General features: G+C 61.0%; 18 protein-coding genes. 13 read left to right on the top strand and 5 right to left on the bottom strand.

Going from position 1 to position 15,515, the window contains the following annotated elements:
• Positions 1–114: 114 nt before the first annotated feature.
• Positions 115–1,419, bottom strand: coding sequence for an ATP-dependent protease ATPase subunit HslU (gene hslU, locus QTL95_RS01425; RefSeq protein WP_289718170.1), 1,305 nt, complete (start codon positions 1,417–1,419; stop codon positions 115–117).
• 75 nt (positions 1,420–1,494) lie between these two features.
• Positions 1,495–2,019, bottom strand: a complete 525-nt coding sequence (hslV, locus tag QTL95_RS01420) for an ATP-dependent protease subunit HslV (protein ID WP_018901162.1) — start codon at positions 2,017–2,019, stop codon at positions 1,495–1,497.
• Positions 2,020–2,197: 178 nt separating this feature from the next.
• Here hslV and hisB point away from each other — a divergent pair, with 178 nt between their 5' ends.
• The 7 genes from hisB to coaA are packed head-to-tail and all read left to right on the top strand — an operon-like array spanning position 2,198 to position 6,849.
• Positions 2,198–2,806 carry an imidazoleglycerol-phosphate dehydratase HisB gene (gene hisB / locus QTL95_RS01415; protein ID WP_289718169.1) on the top strand — a complete coding sequence of 203 codons (609 nt, stop codon included), beginning with the start codon at positions 2,198–2,200 and terminating at the stop codon, positions 2,804–2,806.
• 23 nt (positions 2,807–2,829) lie between these two features.
• A complete protein-coding gene (locus tag QTL95_RS01410) occupies positions 2,830–3,312 on the top strand; it encodes a DUF2628 domain-containing protein (protein ID WP_289718168.1) in 483 nt (160 codons plus the stop codon).
• The gene (hisH, locus tag QTL95_RS01405) at positions 3,312–3,962 is read left to right on the top strand and encodes an imidazole glycerol phosphate synthase subunit HisH (RefSeq protein ID WP_289718167.1); all 651 of its coding nucleotides are present in this window, start codon (positions 3,312–3,314) and stop codon (positions 3,960–3,962) included. Before QTL95_RS01410 ends, hisH begins: the two co-directional genes overlap by 1 nt.
• A gap of 26 nt (positions 3,963–3,988) precedes the next feature.
• Positions 3,989–4,738, top strand: coding sequence for a 1-(5-phosphoribosyl)-5-[(5-phosphoribosylamino)methylideneamino]imidazole-4-carboxamide isomerase (hisA, locus tag QTL95_RS01400; RefSeq protein ID WP_289718166.1), 750 nt, complete (start codon positions 3,989–3,991; stop codon positions 4,736–4,738).
• Positions 4,735–5,517, top strand: a complete 783-nt coding sequence (hisF, locus tag QTL95_RS01395; RefSeq protein ID WP_289718165.1) for an imidazole glycerol phosphate synthase subunit HisF — start codon at positions 4,735–4,737, stop codon at positions 5,515–5,517. Before hisA ends, hisF begins: the two co-directional genes overlap by 4 nt.
• Positions 5,518–5,533: 16 nt before the next feature.
• Positions 5,534–5,854 (top strand): phosphoribosyl-ATP diphosphatase, encoded by a 321-nt coding sequence (locus QTL95_RS01390; RefSeq protein WP_289718164.1) that lies wholly within the window; start codon positions 5,534–5,536, stop codon positions 5,852–5,854.
• The gene (coaA, locus tag QTL95_RS01385; RefSeq protein ID WP_289718163.1) at positions 5,854–6,849 is read left to right on the top strand and encodes a type I pantothenate kinase; all 996 of its coding nucleotides are present in this window, start codon (positions 5,854–5,856) and stop codon (positions 6,847–6,849) included. Before QTL95_RS01390 ends, coaA begins: the two co-directional genes overlap by 1 nt.
• On the opposite strand, the gene QTL95_RS01380 is transcribed toward coaA, so the two are convergent.
• The 3 genes from QTL95_RS01380 to QTL95_RS01370 all read right to left on the bottom strand — a co-directional run bounded on the left by QTL95_RS01380 (position 6,846) and on the right by QTL95_RS01370 (position 9,627).
• A complete protein-coding gene (locus QTL95_RS01380; protein WP_289718162.1) occupies positions 6,846–7,457 on the bottom strand; it encodes an alpha-ketoglutarate-dependent dioxygenase AlkB in 612 nt (203 codons plus the stop codon). The two genes, coaA and QTL95_RS01380, sit on opposite strands and share 4 nt — an antisense overlap.
• A 14-nt stretch (positions 7,458–7,471) precedes the next feature.
• Positions 7,472–7,906 (bottom strand): alternative ribosome rescue aminoacyl-tRNA hydrolase ArfB, encoded by a 435-nt coding sequence (gene arfB, locus QTL95_RS01375; RefSeq protein WP_289718161.1) that lies wholly within the window; start codon positions 7,904–7,906, stop codon positions 7,472–7,474.
• Positions 7,907–8,016: 110 nt separating this feature from the next.
• A complete protein-coding gene (locus QTL95_RS01370) occupies positions 8,017–9,627 on the bottom strand; it encodes a phosphoenolpyruvate carboxykinase (RefSeq protein ID WP_289718160.1) in 1,611 nt (536 codons plus the stop codon).
• A gap of 337 nt (positions 9,628–9,964) precedes the next feature.
• On the opposite strand from QTL95_RS01370, the gene QTL95_RS01365 reads away from it, so the two are divergent.
• The 6 genes from QTL95_RS01365 (at position 9,965) to ahcY (ending at position 15,420) form a co-directional block, all read left to right on the top strand.
• On the top strand, positions 9,965–10,693 hold the full coding sequence (locus tag QTL95_RS01365) for a response regulator transcription factor (RefSeq protein WP_289718189.1): 729 nt from the start codon (positions 9,965–9,967) through the stop codon (positions 10,691–10,693).
• Positions 10,694–10,764: 71 nt separating this feature from the next.
• The gene (locus QTL95_RS01360; RefSeq protein WP_289718188.1) at positions 10,765–12,555 is read left to right on the top strand and encodes a sensor histidine kinase; all 1,791 of its coding nucleotides are present in this window, start codon (positions 10,765–10,767) and stop codon (positions 12,553–12,555) included.
• Positions 12,552–13,004 carry an HPr kinase/phosphorylase gene (locus QTL95_RS01355; protein ID WP_289718159.1) on the top strand — a complete coding sequence of 151 codons (453 nt, stop codon included), beginning with the start codon at positions 12,552–12,554 and terminating at the stop codon, positions 13,002–13,004. Before QTL95_RS01360 ends, QTL95_RS01355 begins: the two co-directional genes overlap by 4 nt.
• A 153-nt stretch (positions 13,005–13,157) precedes the next feature.
• Positions 13,158–13,559 carry a PTS sugar transporter subunit IIA gene (locus QTL95_RS01350; protein ID WP_037181357.1) on the top strand — a complete coding sequence of 134 codons (402 nt, stop codon included), beginning with the start codon at positions 13,158–13,160 and terminating at the stop codon, positions 13,557–13,559.
• 16 nt (positions 13,560–13,575) lie between these two features.
• A complete protein-coding gene (locus QTL95_RS01345) occupies positions 13,576–13,854 on the top strand; it encodes an HPr family phosphocarrier protein (RefSeq protein ID WP_289718158.1) in 279 nt (92 codons plus the stop codon).
• Positions 13,855–14,019: 165 nt separating this feature from the next.
• Complete coding sequence (ahcY, locus tag QTL95_RS01340) at positions 14,020–15,420, top strand: adenosylhomocysteinase (protein ID WP_289718157.1); 1,401 nt, start codon at positions 14,020–14,022, stop codon at positions 15,418–15,420.
• The last annotated feature ends 95 nt before the right edge of the window (positions 15,421–15,515 follow it).

Below are 15,515 nucleotides of genomic sequence, written 5' to 3'. Positions count from 1 at the left end.
GGCGCATATAACAAAACGGGCCCTTCACTAAAAAGTAAAAGGCCCGTTGTCGAGAGTTCAAACAGTCAAAGTTTCGGCATCGCGTCAGTAAGCATCAAGACCGATGCTGGCGCATCACAGAATGAACCGCGACAGGTCGGTGTTCTGGGCGAGATCGCCGACGTTCTTGCGGACATATTCAGCATCGATCGTCACCGAGGTGCCGCCGCGATCCGGCGCGTTGAACGAGATCTCGTCCAGCACGCGCTCCATCACCGTCTGCAAGCGGCGGGCGCCGATGTTTTCGACAGAGGCGTTGAGGTGAACGGCCACGTCGGCGAGCGCATCGATGCCGTCGTCGGTGAATTCGAGCGTCAGGCCTTCGGTTTCCATCAGCGCCTTGTATTGGCGGATGAGGCTAGCCTCGGTTTCCGTCAGGATGCGGCGGAAGTCTTCCTTGGTCAGCGGGCGCAGCTCGACGCGGATCGGCAGGCGGCCCTGCAATTCCGGCAGGAGGTCCGACGGCTTGGAGACGTGGAAGGCGCCGGACGCGATGAACAGCACGTGGTCGGTCTTCACAGGCCCATACTTGGTCGAGACAGTCGTGCCTTCGACGAGCGGCAGCAGGTCGCGCTGCACGCCTTCGCGCGACACACCCGCCCCCATGCCGCCGTCACGGGCAGCAATCTTGTCGATCTCGTCGAGGAAGACGATCCCGTCGTTTTCGACGGCACGAACCGCTTCGCGCTGAATGACTTCGTTGTCGATCAGCTTGTCGGATTCGTCGCGGATCAGGTCGGTGTAAGACGCCTTGACCGTGGTGCGCACCTTCTTGGTGCGGCCGCCCATGGCCTTGCCGAACATTTCCGACAGGTTGATCATGCCGATGCCGCCCTGCATGCCGGGGACCTCGAAGCCGCCCATGCCGGTGCTGGTGTCGGCCACTTCGATGTCGATCTCCTTGTCGTCAAGTTCGCCTGACCGCAGCTTCTTTCGGAAGCTGTCGCGGGTGGCGGGCGATGCCGTCGATCCGACGAGCGCATCGAGCACGCGTTCCTCGGCGCTCATATGGGCCTTGGCCTCGACCTCGGAGCGCTTCTTTTCGCGGGCGAGACCGATGCCGACCTCGACGAGGTCGCGGATGATCTGCTCGACGTCGCGGCCGACATAGCCGACTTCGGTGAACTTGGTGGCTTCCACCTTGATGAAGGGAGCGCCGGCGAGCTTCGCGAGGCGACGGGAGATTTCCGTCTTGCCGACGCCGGTCGGGCCGATCATCAGGATGTTCTTGGGCATCACTTCGTCGCGCAGGCTCTCATCGAGCTGCTGGCGACGCCAGCGGTTGCGCAGCGCAATGGCGACCGCGCGCTTGGCGTCATGCTGGCCGATGATGTGGCGGTCCAGCTCGGAGACGATTTCCCGGGGAGAAAAATTGGTCATGATATCCTCTTGGCTTTCCTGCTCCGGCCGGCCGTTCTCGGCCCGGCCCACAGGACCCATTGTGAACGATTGCCGTTATTCGGCGTCGAGCGTTTCGACCACGAGATTGTGGTTGGTGTAGACGCAGATATCGGCGGCGATATCGAGCGCCCGGCGAGCCACTTCTTCTGCCGACTTGTCGCTGTCCATCAGCGCGCGGGCGGCGGCGAATGCGTAGTTACCGCCGGAGCCGATGGCGATGGCACCGTGTTCGGGCTCGAGCACGTCGCCGTTGCCCGTGATTGCCAGCGTCACCGACTTGTCGGCGACCAGCATCATCGCTTCGAGATTGCGCAAATACTTATCGGTGCGCCAATCCTTGGCGAGCTCGACGGCGGCGCGCATCAGCTGGCCGGGATATTGCTCGAGCTTCTTTTCAAGCCGCTCCAAGAGCGTGAAGGCATCCGCGGTGGCACCGGCGAAGCCGGCAATAACGTCGCCCTTACCGATGCGGCGCACCTTGCGCGCATTGCCCTTCATGACGGTCTGGCCGAGGCTGACCTGTCCGTCGCCCGCCATGATGACCTTGCCGCCCTTTCGAACTGTAATAATGGTTGTCATCGAATATACCCTAGCCCGTCAGGCGGGCTCTTACCTCGGGCCGCACATCGGCCCTGTTGAGCCCTATGTAAGTTGGCAAATCGGGATTGCAATCGGCGTCGATTTCTGCACCCGCGCTTCTGGATATTTCCCTGCACGCCTGATAAGGAACGCCCGTATTTCCAAGTGGAGTAGCCATATGGCCGAGACCGCAGCAAGCCGTACGGGATCCGTATCCCGCAAGACCAACGAGACCTCGGTTTCCGTTTCCGTCAATCTCGACGGCAACGGAAAATCGACGATTTCGACCGGCGTCGGCTTCTTCGACCATATGCTCGACCAACTGTCACGACATTCGCTCATCGACATGGAGATCGAGACCAAGGGCGACCTGCATGTCGATGACCACCATGCGGTGGAAGACACGGGCATCGCCATCGGCCAAGCCATCGCCAAGGCGCTCGGCGACCGTCGCGGCATCACCCGCTACGCCTCGATCGACCTTGCCATGGACGAGACGATGACGAAGGCCGCCGTCGATCTCTCCGGCCGCCCCTTCCTCGTGTGGAACGTGTCGTTCAGCGCGCCGAAGATCGGCACGTTCGACACCGAATTGGTGCGCGAATTCTTCCAGGCACTCGCCCAGAACGCCGGGATCACCTTGCATATCCTGAACCACTATGGTGCCAACAACCACCATATTGCCGAGACATGCTTCAAGGCCGTCGCCCGTGCGTTGCGCACGGCGACAGAGATCGATCCTAGGCAGGCGGGCCGTGTACCCTCGACGAAGGGCACGCTCGTCTAAGCCCCTTCAGGGAGCTTGACGACATGACTTCCAGCTATCTGGTTCTGACCGCCCCCAGTGGCGCCGACACCAAGCACGAAAAGACGCGCTTTGTTCGCGACGGCTTTACCGTGCTCGGCTTCCTGTTTCCCTGGATTTGGCTCGCCGTCCACCGGCTGTGGCTCTACGCCGTTGCCGCCTTTCTCTTGCAGAGCATCGGCGGCGCGTTGATGGATCAGCCCGGAATGTGGCTCCTCGGCTTTGCTGTCACCTTCGGCACCAGCCTGCTCGTCGGGCTCGAGGGGCAGAACCTGCGGGTTCGCAACCTTGCCGCCAAGGGCTGGCAGGACGATGCGCTCGTCTCGGCCGACACGCTCGATGTCGCCGAGGAAATCTACTTTTCTGAAATTCACACCGATATGCGTGACGACACTCCCTTGCCGTCGCCGCAATGGGATGGCGGGAGTCGCGCGGACCGCGGCACCGCGACATCGCTCGGTCTCTTTGGCTTTGATGGAGGACGCTGATGCGCGTCGCAATTATCGACTACGGTTCCGGCAATCTGCGTTCGGCGACGAAGGCCTTTGAACGGGCTGCCCGCGAGGCCAGTGTCGACGCGAGAATCGACCTCACCGACAAGGCCGAGGTCGTGGCCGCCGCCGATCGCGTCGTGCTGCCTGGCGTTGGCGCCTATGCCGATTGTCGCCGTGGACTGGACGCCGTGCCCGGAATGACCGAGGCGCTGATCGACGTGGTCGAGAAGAAGGCGCGACCTTTCCTCGGCATCTGCGTCGGCATGCAGCTGATGTCCTCGCGCGGGCTGGAGAAGACCACGACCGAAGGCCTCGGCTGGATCCCCGGTGACGTCGTTGAAATGACGCCCGACGATGCCAATCTGAAGATACCGCAGATCGGCTGGAACACGCTGGACCTGAAGCGCCCTCACCCGCTGTTCGAGGGTATTGCGACCGGTACCGACGGGCTGCATGCCTATTTCGTGCATTCCTACCATCTGGCCGCGCAAAACCCCGAGGACGTGATCGCGACGACGGGTTATGGCGGACCGCTGACGGCCTTTGTCGGGCGCGACAACATGGCCGGCGCGCAGTTTCATCCGGAGAAGAGCCAGAAGCTCGGTCTCGCCTTGATTGCCAATTTCCTGCGCTGGAAGCCCTGAGCTCGCGTCTTTGAAGGACTGACAGAATGATCTTATTTCCCGCCATCGACCTCAAGGACGGCCAGTGCGTTCGCCTCAAGCTTGGCGACATGGAGCAGGCCACCGTCTACAATCCCGACCCCGGCGCACAGGCGAAAGCCTTCGAGGACCAGGGCTTCGAATGGCTGCACGTGGTCGACCTCAACGGCGCGTTTGCCGGGGAAAGCGTCAACGGCGCTGCCGTAGACGCTATCCTGAAGGCCACGAAGAACCCGGTGCAGCTCGGCGGCGGCATCCGTACGCTCGATCATATCGAAAGCTGGCTCAGCCGAGGGCTGACGCGCGTGATCCTCGGGACCGTCGCCGTGCGCGACCCCGCGCTGGTGATAGAGGCCTGCAGAAAATTTCCGGGCCATGTTGCTGTCGGTATCGATGCCAAGGGCGGCAAGGTGGCTGTCGAAGGCTGGGCGGAAGCCTCGGAACTCGGCATCATCGAGCTTGCCAAGAAATTCGAGGGCGCCGGTGTGGCGGCGATCATCTATACCGATATCGACCGCGACGGCATCCTGACCGGGATCAACTGGGATTCGACGCTGGAACTGGCGGACGCCGTATCGATCCCCGTCATCGCATCGGGCGGACTGGCCTCGATCGATGACATAAAGCGGATGCTGAAGCCGGATGCCGCAAAGCTGGAAGGCGCGATTTCCGGCCGAGCGCTCTATGATGGCCGTATCGACCCCAAGGAAGCGCTGGCGCTGATTGCGGCGTCGCGCGCGAAGGAGACCGCGCAATGACCCTGAAGGCTCGTGTCATTCCCTGCCTCGACGTCAAGGACGGCCGTGTCGTCAAGGGCGTCAACTTCCTCAACCTCGTCGATGCCGGTGACCCCGTCGAGGCTGCCAAGGCCTATGATGCGGCCGGCGCCGACGAGCTCTGCTTCCTCGACATCACCGCCTCCTCCGACAACCGCGAAACGATCTTCGACGTAGTATCGCGCACGGCCGACCAGTGCTTCATGCCGGTTACTGTCGGCGGCGGCGTGCGGGCGATCGCAGACATTCGCAAGCTGCTCTTGTGCGGCGCCGACAAGGTATCGATCAATTCGGCGGCCGTCAGCAATCCTGATTTCGTAGCCGAAGCCGCCGACAAGTTCGGCGACCAGTGCATTGTCGTCTCGATCGACGCCAAGCGCCGGCAGACGCCAGCCGATGGCGAGGCCAGCGCCTGGGAGATCTACACCCATGGCGGCCGTAACGCGACGGGCATCGATGCTGTCGATTTCGCGCGCCGAATGGTCGAGCGCGGGGCCGGCGAATTGCTGGTGACCTCGATGGACCGCGACGGAACGAAAGCCGGCTACGATCTGGCGCTGACGCGGGCGATCGCGGATGCGGTGCGCGTTCCCGTCATCGCATCCGGCGGTGTGGGCGACCTCGATGATCTCGTGGCCGGCGTCAAGGAAGGCCATGCGACCGCGGTTCTCGCCGCCTCGATCTTCCACTTCGGCACCTATTCCGTCGGCGAAGCGAAGCGCTATATGTCTTCCTGCGGCATCGACATGCGTCTCGACTGAGACTGAAAGCGATATGATGAGCGAATTCACACTCGGTGACCTCGAAAAGATCGTCGACGCGCGGTCAAAAGCTTCGCCCGACGAATCCTGGACGGCGAAGCTCGTTGCGGCCGGTCAGCCAAAGGCGGCGAAGAAGCTTGGCGAGGAAGCGATCGAAGCCGTGATGGCAGCCGTGACCGACGACCGCGAAAACCTCACCTACGAGGCGGCCGACGTGCTCTATCATCTCTTGGTCGTATTGAAGATCGCAGGCATTCCGTTGCAAGATGTCATGGCGGAACTTGAGCGCCGTACCGCTCAATCCGGCCTCAGGGAGAAGGCCAGTCGGCAAAGCTGATGGGTATCGCAAGACAGATCACCGGTGCGCCTGAGGCGCACGATCATTTCCAGGCGAATGCCTATTCGCCCTATCACTTCTTTTCTTCCGAGGAATGGGCGAAGTTCAGGGCGGATACGCCAATGACGCTGACCTCGGACGAGGTCAAGCGGCTGCGCTCGATGGGCGACCCGATCGATCTCGACGAAGTGAGACGCATCTATCTTTCGGTCTCGCGCCTGCTGTCTGCGCATGTGGAATCGTCGCAGCTGTTGTTTCAACAGCGCAACCGGTTCCTCAGCCTGTCGAACGTGACCAAGACGCCGTTCGTGATCGGGATTGCCGGCTCTGTCGCGGTCGGAAAATCGACGACCGCGCGTATCCTGAAAGAGTTGCTGCGCCGCTGGCCGTCGAGCCCGAAGGTGGATCTCGTCACGACGGATGGCTTTCTTTATCCCAACGCCGTGCTGCAGCGGGAAAACCTGATGCAGCGCAAGGGATTCCCCGAGAGCTACGACACCGGCGCGATCCTGCGGTTTCTGGCGGCGATCAAGGCCGGGCAGCCCGACGTCAAGGCGCCATCCTACTCCCACCTCGTCTATGACGTGCTGCCGAACGAATACAAGATCATCGACCGGCCCGACATCCTGATCTTCGAGGGGATCAACGTGCTACAATCGCGCGACCTGCCGGCGGGCGGCAAGATCGTGCCGATGGTCTCGGATTTCTTCGACTTCTCGATCTATATCGACGCGGATGAAAGCCGGATTCACGACTGGTATGTTTCACGCTTCATGGGGTTGCGCGAGACGGCATTCCGCGATCCGAACTCGTTCTTTCACCGCTATGCCTCGATCAGCGAGGAGGAAGCGTTGTCGATCGCCGAGGGGCTCTGGCAGAACATCAACCTGAAGAACCTGCGCGAAAACATCCTGCCGACGCGTCCGCGCGCGGATCTGATCCTGCGCAAGGGCCAGGATCATCTGATCGAGCAGGTGGCGTTGCGTAAGCTCTAAGCGGTCACGCGGCGGAGCGTCAGATTGATGCGGCCGCCGTTCTTCAAAAGCGTCGAGGTCGCTGGGTAAATGCGGTCGACACCGTGGAAGCAGAGACGCCCCTGCCCGCCCAGAATGACGACATCGCCGCTCGACAGCTTGAACGACATGGTCTTGTCCGCACGCTCGAGCCCGCCGACGCGAAACAGACAGATGTTGCCGAGCGAGATCGACACGACGGGCGCAGACATATCCTGCTCGTCCTTGTCTTGATGCAGGCCCATCTTGGCATCGTCCGCATAGAAATTTACGAGGCAGGCCTCGGGCGGTTTGTCGTAGCCGGAGACGTCGTTCCAGATATCGAGCAGTTCACTTGGGATCTCCGGCCAGGGCTTACCCGTGACCGGATGGGTCGACTGGTAGCGATAGCCGCGCTCCTTGTCGGTGACCCAGCCGAGCGAACCGCAATTGGTCATCCGCACCGACATCGGCTTGCCGGTGCCGGGCATGACGGGCGTGTAGAGCGGCGCTTCCATGACGATGGCGCGGATAATCTCAACCAGCGCTTCCTGGCGCGGTCGATCCAGATAGTCCGGAAGATGGGAAACGCCGTTCGCCAGCTGGAGCATGCCACCGCCCTCGCCTATTCGCCCGTCGGGCGGCTGCGCATCTTCTTGACGTCGGAGCGGCCGGATTTCGCCTTCAGGCGGCGTTCGACGGAGCCCTTGGTCGGCTTGGTCTTCTTGCGCGGCGGCGGCGGAGGCTTGGCGGCCTCGAGGATCAGCTCCCTCAGCCGCTCGCGCGCATCCTCGCGGTTGCGCTCCTGACTGCGGAAGCGGCTCGCCTCGATCATCAGCACGCCTTCCTTGGACATGCGACGGCCCGCCAGTTTCACCGCGTTGATCTTCACACGCTCGTTCAGCACCGGCGAATTCTGGATGTTGAAGAAGAGCTGGACGGCTGTCGAGACCTTGTTGACGTTCTGCCCACCGGGGCCGCCCGCCAGAACGAACTGTTCCGTCAGTTCCCATCCCGCGATGGTGATCCTGTCGTTGATGTAGAGCGGGTCGCTGGCCATGTGATTGTCTATCTCACATCGTCTCCCGCTTGGAAAGGCGCTTCAAAACGCGCAAAACCCGGCCATTGAGGACCGGGTTTCACGTGAATCATCAATCAGTTGTCGCTGATTTACTCAGCGGCTACCCGAAAACCCGGGGCCGCATCGCGCACTCCCCCGTCGACGTGGCCTTCGAACTTGGCGAAATTGTCGATGAACATGGTCACCAGCTTGTTCGCCTGCGCATCATAGGCGACGGCGTCCGCCCAGGTCGAGCGCGGATCGAGAATGCCGCTCTCGACACCAGCGACCGCGACCGGGACGGCGAAGCCGAAGTTCGGATCGGCGCGGAAATCGGCCTTGCTCAACTCGCCCGAGAGGGCGGCTGCGAGCAGCGCGCGCGTCGCCTTGATCGGCATACGCTTGCCGGTGCCGTAGGCGCCGCCGGTCCAGCCGGTGTTGACGAGCCAGCATTCGACACCGTGACGGCCGATCAGCTCTTTCAGCAGATTGCCGTATTCCGACGGGTGTCGGGGCATGAAGGGGGCGCCGAAGCATGTCGAGAAGGTCGCTTCCGGTTCTGTCACGCCGCGTTCCGTGCCGGCTACCTTGGCGGTGTAGCCGGACAGGAAGTGGTACATGGCCTGATCCGGCGTCAGCCTGGCGATCGGCGGCATGACGCCGAAGGCATCGGCCGTCAGCATGATGATCGTCTTCGGATGGCCTGCGCGGCCGGTTTCGGAGGCGTTCGGGATGAAATCGAGCGGATATGCACAGCGGGTGTTTTCCGTGAGCGAGCCATCGTTGAAATCGGGAACGCGGTTCTCATCGAGCACGACGTTTTCCAGCACCGTGCCGAAACGCTGCGTCGTCGCGTAGATCTCAGGTTCGGCTTCGGCCGAGAGGCGGATGGTCTTGGCGTAGCAGCCGCCCTCGAAATTGAAGATGCCGTCCTCGCCCCAGCCATGCTCGTCGTCGCCGATCAGCGTACGCGCCGGATCGGCCGAGAGCGTGGTCTTGCCGGTGCCCGACAGGCCGAAGAAGACAGCGGCATCGCCATCCGGGCCGACATTGGCCGAGCAGTGCATGGGCATGACGCCCCTGGCGGGGAGCAGGTAGTTCAGCGCGGTGAAGACCGACTTCTTCATCTCGCCGGCATAGAAGGTGCCGGCGATCAGGATTTCGCCATTGGTCAGGTCACAGGCGATGACGGTTTCGGTGCGGCAGCCGTAGCGCTCCGGATCGGCCTTGAAAGTCGGCAGATCGATGATCGTGAGCTTCGGCGCAAAGGTTTCCAGCGTGGAACGGTCCGGCCGGATCAACAGGTTGCGGATGAACAGCGAGTGCCAGGCAAGCTCGGTGACGACGCGGGTCGGCAGCGCATTCGCCTCATCGGCGCCGCCGATCAAGTCCTGCACGAAGAGCTCCTTGCCGGCGGCGTGCGCCAGCATGTCCTGCTTCAACAGCGCGAAATGCTCCGGCGACATCGGCTTGTTGTTGTCCCACCAGATCTGGTCATCGGTATTCGCGTCGCGCACCACGAACTTGTCCTTCGGCGAGCGGCCGGTGTGCTGGCCGGTCAGTGCCCGCAAGGCGCCGTGAGCGGTGAGTTCGGCTTCTCCCCGGCGAATCGACTCCTCATAGAGGGTGGCGGCGGTGAAGTTATAGCGAACGCTCTTCGCACTCGCGAAACCTGCCGCTGCCAGCGCTATCGCTGGGTTGTGGGTACCGAACTGCTCCATGGTCATTTCCTTCCCTGGGGCTCAACGCCGTTAAAAACTGGCGCGACGGTACGGGCAGTATTTTTAAAACGCAATAGGCACAAATCTATAAAATGTAGTAATATCAAATATTTAATCGATTTAAATAAATTCTGTTTATTTTAAATCGTTTGAATTATGAATTTGCAACCCAGACCCATACGCCACCATAGGTTGCTTTCGATTTCGAACGGCAATCGCCCCCTTTATCTTTGCCACAATTTGTTCCACCTTTATCCCCCATAAGCGCATCGGCTCGAAGCCGCCGGGGGACTATCCGAATTCCGGGAGATGCGCATAGATGACGGAGACGAACACCATGCCGACAATCGCGCTCGTTGATGACGACCGCAATATTCTCACCTCAGTGTCGATCGCACTGGAGGCAGAAGGATATAAGGTCGAAACCTACACCGATGGCGCTTCGGCGCTCGATGGTCTTCTCGCGCGGCCGCCGCAGCTCGCCATCTTCGACATCAAGATGCCGCGCATGGACGGCATGGAGCTGCTGCGCCGTCTGCGCCAGAAGTCGGACATGCCTGTTATCTTCCTTACGTCCAAGGATGAGGAAATCGACGAGCTGTTCGGCCTGAAGATGGGGGCCGACGACTTCATTACCAAGCCATTCTCGCAGCGCCTGCTGGTCGAACGCGTCCGCGCCGTTTTGCGTCGCGCCGCCGGTCGTGAGGCTGCAGCGGCTGCCGGCGGGACGGCGCCAAAGCCGGGCGCTGCCCAGCTTGCCCGCTCGCTGGAGCGCGGTCAGTTGGTCATGGACCAGGAACGCCATACCTGCACCTGGAAGGGCGAACCGGTGACGCTGACGGTGACCGAATTCCTGATCCTGCACTCGCTCGCCCAGCGCCCCGGCGTCGTGAAGAGCCGCGACGCGCTTATGGATGCGGCCTATGACGAGCAGGTCTATGTCGACGACCGCACCATCGACAGCCACATCAAGCGGCTGCGCAAGAAATTCAAGATGGTCGACACCGACTTTGATATGATTGAAACACTCTACGGAGTGGGCTACCGCTTCCGCGAAGCAGCCTGACGCCTGACGGCGCAGCACGGGAATTATAGAGAGGCGACGCCGCGCGGCGCCCTCTCCGAAAGGGCATGTCGTTGGCACAGCTTGTGCAGGAAAGGGATCTTGATGATGCGGACGGTCTGAGCGACCGCCGCATCAGGAGGCGACGCTGGTCGCATCCGTTCCTGATCATCCGCCGCATCTTCGGCAATGCCGTCTTCTCGAGCCTGACGCGGCGCATCCTGTTCTTCAATCTGACAGCTATCGTCGTTCTCGTTGCCGGGATTCTGTATCTCAACCAGTTCAGGGAAGGATTGATCGACGCGCGCGTCGAGAGCCTTCTGACGCAAGGCGAGATCATTGCCGGCGCTGTTTCGGCTTCCGCCTCGGTCGATACCAACTCGATCACGATCGATCCGGAAAAACTGCTGGAACTCCAGGCCGGACAGAGCATCACGCCGGTGCCGAACGACGAGGATCTCGAATTTCCGATCGATCCGGAAAAGGTCGCGCCGGTGTTGCGGCGGCTGATTTCGCCGACCCGGACGCGCGCCCGCATCTTCGATGCCGATGCCAACCTGCTGCTCGATTCGCGCCATCTCTACTCCCGTGGCCAAGTGCTGCGTTTCGATCTTCCGCCCGTCGAAAACCAGGAGCAGACCTGGAGCGAGTGGTTTACCACCTTGTTCAACAAGGCGCTGCAACCGGGCAATCTGCCGCTCTACAAGGAAGCACCCGGCGGCGACGGCTCGATCTATCCTGAAGTGATGAATGCGCTGACCGGCGTGCGCGGCGCGGTGGTGCGCACCACTGAGAAGGGTGAGCTCATCGTTTCCGTGGCCGTACCGATCCAGCGCTTTCGCGCGGTTCTCGGTGTGCTGCTGCTGTCGACGCAGGCTGGTGATATCGACAACATCGTTCACGCCGAGCGTCTCGGCATCATGCGCGTGTTCGGCGTCGCGACGCTCGTCAACGTTCTCCTGTCGCTGGTCCTTTCGTCGACGATCGCAAATCCGCTTCGGCGGCTGTCGGCAGCGGCCATCCGCGTTCGCCGCGGCGCCAAGGAGCGCGAGGAGATCCCCGACTTCTCGGCGCGCCAGGACGAGATCGGCAACCTGTCGATCGCGCTCCGCGAAATGACGACGGCACTTTACGACCGGATCGACGCGATCGAGAGCTTCGCGGCCGATGTCAGCCATGAATTGAAGAACCCGCTGACATCGCTGCGCAGCGCGGTCGAAACCCTGCCACTTGCCAAATCAGACGATTCCAAGAAACGGCTGATGGATGTCATCCAGCATGACGTGCGCCGCCTGGACCGGCTGATCAGCGATATTTCCGATGCGTCGCGCCTGGACGCCGAGCTTGCGCGCGTGGATGCGAATGCCGTCGATCTCGAGGTGCTGCTTCGCGATCTCGTCGAAGTCTCGCGCCAGATCCGTAGCCGCAAGAAGGAAGTGCAGATCGAATACGCCATCGAGCGCAAGCCCGGCGTCAAGACGCGCTTCCTGGTAAACGGTCACGACCTTCGTATAGGCCAGATCATTACCAACCTCATCGAGAATGCACGGTCTTTCGTGCCGGAGGGCGAAGGGAAGATCACGGTCAGATTGGTGCGTACGCGATCGCGTTGCATCGTCTATATCGAGGATAACGGTCCTGGTATTCAGGCCGAAGACATCGACCGCATCTTCGAGCGTTTCTATACCGACCGCCCTGAATCCGAAGGCTTCGGCCAGAATTCGGGCCTTGGCCTATCGATCAGCCGCCAGATCGCCGAAGCCCATGGCGGGTCGCTTCGTGCCGAGAACGTCATCGACCCGGAAACCGAGAAGGTGGTCGGTGCACGCTTCATCCTGGCACTTCCGGCCGACAGCGCTGCATGACGACGGCACGGTTCAATCTCCACGCCACTGCAATCGTCATAGGCAGGACCGGCCTGTTGTTCATGGGGCCATCCGGATGGGGCAAGTCGATGCTGGCTTTCACCTGCATCACGGAAGCGCAGCGCGTGGGATTGGTTGCAATGCTTGTTGCGGATGATCAGGTGTTCATCTCGCGAGAGGGCGATAAGGTCATTGCCGAGTGTCCCGAAACCATTGGCGGGATGATCGAATTGCGCGGCACAGGCATCGTCTCGATACCCCACGCCGGTAGAGCTGTGATGCATTATGCGATCATACCGGGTAGCGCATCCGGTCCCGAGCGACTGCCGGTCAAGGGTGAGCGCGTAGAACTTGGCAATGCGGTTGAGCTTCCCGCCATACGCTTGCTGCCCAATACCTCCGTGCCTCTGGCGGTGTTGATGGCAAGGGCTCCCGAAATCGGGCGATGATGCCTCTTAAATCGCCAAATCAGCCCCGTATCGCCGTATTTTTGTCTTGCACTTCGGCTTTTCATCGCCAAGATGTGCCCCCACGGTGGACGCGATTGCTGCGTTGCGATATTGGGCCCACCGTTTGCATACGCCACTAGGAGCAGTAATATCATGATCGGACTTGTGCTTGTCACTCATGGCAAGCTGGCTGAAGAGTTTCGTCATGCGGTCGAACATGTCGTCGGTCCTCAGAAGTTCATCGAGACCGTGTGCATCGGTCCCGAAGACGACATGGATCAGAGACGACAGGATATTCTCGAAGCTGTTGCGGGTGCGGACGACGGTCATGGCGTCGTCATTCTGACCGACATGTTTGGAGGCACCCCGTCCAACCTGGCAATTTCAGTGATGAGCAGTGGCCACACGGAGGTGATCGCCGGTATGAACCTGCCGATGCTGATCAAGCTCGCCGGCGTGCGCGGCGAGAACAATATGGAAAAGGCACTCGTCGAAGCGTCGGAGGCCGGACGTAAATACATCAATGTGGCCAGTCGCGTTCTCAGCGGCAAATAACGAGCACCAGCCCGCCATGACCTCCTCACTCTCTCGCGAAATCCTGATCATTAACAAGCGCGGACTGCATGCGCGGGCATCCGCGAAATTCGTGCAGACCGTCGAGAATTTCGATGCCGACATCAAGGTGTCCAAGGATGGGATGACGGTGGGCGGGACATCGATCATGGGGTTGATGATGCTGGCCGCAAGCCCCGGGTCCAGCGTGCTGATTTCTGCTAGCGGCAACCAAGCCGCACAGGCTCTGGACGCGCTGGATGCGCTAATCCAGAACCGCTTTGGCGAAGATATGTAAGCCGTCTGTAGACCATATAAACATATAAAGACTTCTTTATATCATTATTGCCTTCGTCATAGAAGCCTGCTAAACGGCGAGCACTGCCGCGTTGCGCGCGGCGCTCTCGCCGCGCGATGCGTTTCGCGCCTTCGCATTCTAGACGCTTTCAGCCTGGAGAACCCAATGAGCACTGAAAAAGACTACGTCGTCGCCGATATCGGCCTCGCAGACTTCGGTCGCAAGGAAATCACGATCGCTGAAACCGAAATGCCCGGCCTGATGTCCTGCCGCGAAGAGTTCGGCGCATCGAAGCCGCTCAAGGGCGCGCGGATCACCGGCTCGCTGCATATGACGATCCAGACCGCCGTCCTCATCGAGACACTGGTTGCTCTTGGCGCCGAAGTTCGCTGGGCCTCATGCAACATCTTCTCGACGCAGGATCATGCCGCCGCCGCGATCGCCGCTTCCGGCGTTCCCGTTTTCGCCATCAAGGGCGAGTCGCTACACGACTATTGGGTTTACACCGACAAAATCTTCCAGTGGGCCGACGGCGGCCTTTCCAACATGATCCTCGATGACGGCGGCGACGCCACCATGTACATCCTGCTCGGCGCGCGCGCGGAAGCCGGCGAAGACGTGCTGTCCAACCCGCATTCGGAAGAAGAAGAGATCCTCTTCGCACAGATCAAGAAGCGCCTCGCCGCTTCGCCGGGCTGGTTCACCAAGCAGCGCGACGCGATCAAGGGCGTTACCGAAGAAACCACCACGGGCGTCAACCGCCTATACCAGCTTAGCCAGAAGGGCCTGCTGCCTTTCCCCGCCATCAACGTCAACGACTCGGTCACCAAGTCGAAGTTCGACAACAAGTATGGCTGCAAGGAATCGCTGGTTGACGGCATTCGCCGCGGTACCGACGTGATGATGGCCGGCAAAGTTGCCGTCGTCTGCGGGTACGGCGACGTCGGCAAGGGATCGGCTGCGTCGCTGCTCGGCGCCGGCGCACGCGTCAAGGTCACGGAAGTCGATCCGATCTGCGCGCTTCAGGCCGCCATGGACGGCTTTGAAGTCGTCACGCTCGAAGACGTCGTCTCGACCGCCGACATCTTCATCACCACGACAGGCAACAAGGACGTCATCCGCATCGACCACATGCGCGCGATGAAGGACATGGCGATCGTCGGAAACATCGGCCACTTCGACAACGAAATCGAAGTCGCCGCACTTCGTAACCTGAAGTGGACCAACATCAAGCCGCAGGTCGACCTGATCGAGTTCCCGAAGGGCAACCGCATCATTCTTCTCTCGGAAGGCCGCCTGCTGAACCTTGGCAACGCAACGGGCCATCCGTCCTTCGTCATGTCGGCTTCGTTCACCAACCAGACGCTGGCGCAGATCGAGCTCTTCACCAAGCCCGGCCAGTACCAGAACCAGGTCTACATCCTGCCGAAGCACCTCGACGAGAAGGTCGCGCGCCTGCATCTCGCCAAGCTCGGCGTGAAGCTGACGCAGCTTTCGGAAGAACAGGCATCCTACATCGGCGTCACGCCGCAGGGTCCGTTCAAGGCTGACCACTACAGATATTAATCGACAGATCAATATCCACAACATCTAGAGGGTCCGGCATTGACAAATGCCGGACCCTTATTTTTTGACACACATCTTCCTGACGATTCCCTTTC

The organism is Rhizobium sp. S152, assembly GCF_030380735.1.
Lineage (GTDB): Bacteria > Pseudomonadota > Alphaproteobacteria > Rhizobiales > Rhizobiaceae > Rhizobium.
This window is presented reverse-complemented; position numbering and strand designations above follow the sequence as displayed.

What these genes read in the sequence shown, in the direction of transcription:
- hslU (WP_289718170.1), bottom strand. Translation starts at nt 1,419, where the DNA reads ATGACCAATTTTTCTCCCCGGGAAATCGTCTCCGAGCTGGACCGCCAC.
- hslV (WP_018901162.1), bottom strand. Translation starts at nt 2,019, where the DNA reads ATGACAACCATTATTACAGTTCGAAAGGGCGGCAAGGTCATCATGGCG.
- hisB (WP_289718169.1), top strand. Translation starts at nt 2,198, where the DNA reads ATGGCCGAGACCGCAGCAAGCCGTACGGGATCCGTATCCCGCAAGACC.
- QTL95_RS01410 (WP_289718168.1), top strand. Translation starts at nt 2,830, where the DNA reads ATGACTTCCAGCTATCTGGTTCTGACCGCCCCCAGTGGCGCCGACACC.
- hisH (WP_289718167.1), top strand. Translation starts at nt 3,312, where the DNA reads ATGCGCGTCGCAATTATCGACTACGGTTCCGGCAATCTGCGTTCGGCG.
- hisA (WP_289718166.1), top strand. Translation starts at nt 3,989, where the DNA reads ATGATCTTATTTCCCGCCATCGACCTCAAGGACGGCCAGTGCGTTCGC.
- hisF (WP_289718165.1), top strand. Translation starts at nt 4,735, where the DNA reads ATGACCCTGAAGGCTCGTGTCATTCCCTGCCTCGACGTCAAGGACGGC.
- QTL95_RS01390 (WP_289718164.1), top strand. Translation starts at nt 5,534, where the DNA reads ATGAGCGAATTCACACTCGGTGACCTCGAAAAGATCGTCGACGCGCGG.
- coaA (WP_289718163.1), top strand. Translation starts at nt 5,854, where the DNA reads ATGGGTATCGCAAGACAGATCACCGGTGCGCCTGAGGCGCACGATCAT.
- QTL95_RS01380 (WP_289718162.1), bottom strand. Translation starts at nt 7,457, where the DNA reads ATGCTCCAGCTGGCGAACGGCGTTTCCCATCTTCCGGACTATCTGGAT.
- arfB (WP_289718161.1), bottom strand. Translation starts at nt 7,906, where the DNA reads ATGGCCAGCGACCCGCTCTACATCAACGACAGGATCACCATCGCGGGA.
- QTL95_RS01370 (WP_289718160.1), bottom strand. Translation starts at nt 9,627, where the DNA reads ATGGAGCAGTTCGGTACCCACAACCCAGCGATAGCGCTGGCAGCGGCA.
- QTL95_RS01365 (WP_289718189.1), top strand. Translation starts at nt 9,965, where the DNA reads ATGCCGACAATCGCGCTCGTTGATGACGACCGCAATATTCTCACCTCA.
- QTL95_RS01355 (WP_289718159.1), top strand. Translation starts at nt 12,552, where the DNA reads ATGACGACGGCACGGTTCAATCTCCACGCCACTGCAATCGTCATAGGC.
- QTL95_RS01350 (WP_037181357.1), top strand. Translation starts at nt 13,158, where the DNA reads ATGATCGGACTTGTGCTTGTCACTCATGGCAAGCTGGCTGAAGAGTTT.
- QTL95_RS01345 (WP_289718158.1), top strand. Translation starts at nt 13,576, where the DNA reads ATGACCTCCTCACTCTCTCGCGAAATCCTGATCATTAACAAGCGCGGA.
- ahcY (WP_289718157.1), top strand. Translation starts at nt 14,020, where the DNA reads ATGAGCACTGAAAAAGACTACGTCGTCGCCGATATCGGCCTCGCAGAC.